At 54.6% G+C, this 1,368-nt stretch carries 4 protein-coding genes; 2 read left to right on the forward strand and 2 right to left on the reverse strand.

Annotated features, from left to right (window positions below; all coding sequences use genetic code 11):
• Nucleotide 1 precedes the first annotated feature (1 nt).
• Together DW039_RS20720 and DW039_RS20725 are read left to right on the forward strand one after the other, a co-directional pair.
• Nucleotides 2-301, forward strand: a complete 300-nt coding sequence (locus DW039_RS20720; protein WP_004291426.1) for a helix-turn-helix domain-containing protein — start codon at nucleotides 2-4, stop codon at nucleotides 299-301.
• A 31-nt stretch (nucleotides 302-332) separates the two neighbouring features.
• Nucleotides 333-638 (forward strand): helix-turn-helix domain-containing protein, encoded by a 306-nt coding sequence (locus DW039_RS20725; protein WP_004291424.1) that lies wholly within the window; start codon nucleotides 333-335, stop codon nucleotides 636-638.
• A 77-nt stretch (nucleotides 639-715) separates the two neighbouring features.
• Here DW039_RS20725 and DW039_RS20730 read toward each other — a convergent pair whose 3' ends face one another.
• Both DW039_RS20730 and DW039_RS20735 read right to left on the reverse strand, forming a co-directional pair.
• Nucleotides 716-1,078: a hypothetical protein gene (locus DW039_RS20730; RefSeq protein WP_004291423.1), complete on the reverse strand. Its 363-nt coding sequence runs from the start codon at nucleotides 1,076-1,078 to the stop codon at nucleotides 716-718.
• Nucleotides 1,079-1,089: 11 nt separating this feature from the next.
• Nucleotides 1,090-1,368: tyrosine-type recombinase/integrase (locus tag DW039_RS20735; protein ID WP_165853129.1), on the reverse strand; the 279-nt coding region annotated here is incomplete at its 5' end.

Raw genomic sequence — 1,368 nt, forward strand, 5'->3', positions numbered from 1 at the left:
CATGAATATGGAAATAGTATCTATCGAGAAAAAGACTTTCGAGATGATGGTGGCGGCATTCGGCGCACTCTCGGAGAAGGTCGCCGCCCTGAGGCGCAAAAGCGACACGGGGCGCATGGAAAGATGGCTCACGGGCGAGGAGGTCTGCGGGCAGTTGAGAATAAGCCCGCGCACGTTGCAGACGCTGCGTGACAGGCGGCTTATCGGCTACTCGCAGATAAACCGCAGGTTCTATTACAAGCCAGAGGAGGTGAAGCGGCTGATACCGCTTGTCGGCACGCTCTATCCGCACGGCAGATGATTTGATTTATTCACCCACTGAATCCGAAGTTATGATGAACGAGAACAACGATGTTTTTACGATGGAAGACGAGCCGATAGCCTCTGTGGTGCAGGATATGCGCAAAGGCTCGAAATGGCTGTCCGCATTTCTGGAAAGCTACCGTCCTCCGCTGGACGGGGAACGTTACCTGACGGACGGCGAGGTGTCGGAACTGCTCCGTGTGAGCCGGCGCACCTTGCAGGAATACCGCAACAACCGCGTGTTGCCCTTCATACTTTTGGGAGGGAAGGTGCTTTACCCGGAAACGGGGCTGCGCGGGGTACTGGAAGCGAACTACCGCAAGCCGCTGGAGTGAGGCGGTTTCATGAAAAAGTAAACGGGTGACACCTTTTGTGGTGCTACCCGTTTACTTGTCTTATGGGGTATGTGCAATCAGCAATACCCGGCTTTTCCGTTCTGTATGAACATCACGTATGTCTGCCGTTTCTCTTGTGAGAGTGCCTTTCCCACCAGCCATGTGCGGAACAGGTGGGTGTTGTAGGTATTCACCCTGAAAGCGACCGGGATGATGATTTCAAGGGCGTACACGTCCGCGTGCAGCCCGTTTTCAAGCTGCATGTAGCGGCACACCTCGTAGTCGTTCAGCACGTCCGACTTGCGGACGGCTCTGATGGCGGCGTTCACTGCCGGGACGGTCGTATGGAACAATCCGGCTATTTCGGTGGCGGTCATCCACACGTCGTTACCGGTTACGCTGACTGCCTTGTCCTCGATGATGATTGTGTCACGTTTCATGGCTTTTCTTTTTAGATGGTGCAACCTGCAAATTCCTCGACGCCGTTCAATCTTGCGGCAAGGTTCTCCATGTCCTGATTGAGCTTCTCTTTGGTTATCTTTGCGTAAATCTGCGTCGTCTTTATGCTCTTGTGTCCGAGCATGGAGCTGACCGTTTCGATGGGAACACCGTTGGAGAGGAATATCGTCGTGGCTGCCGTGTGGCGGCTCTGATGCCACGTGATATGCTTGGTGATGCCGCAACGCTTGGCGACGGCACGGATACCGGCAAGGCACGTGTTATAATGCGG

It is taken from the genome of Bacteroides sp. AF39-16AC (assembly GCF_003602735.1).
Classification (GTDB): Bacteria; Bacteroidota; Bacteroidia; order Bacteroidales; family Bacteroidaceae; genus Bacteroides; species Bacteroides uniformis.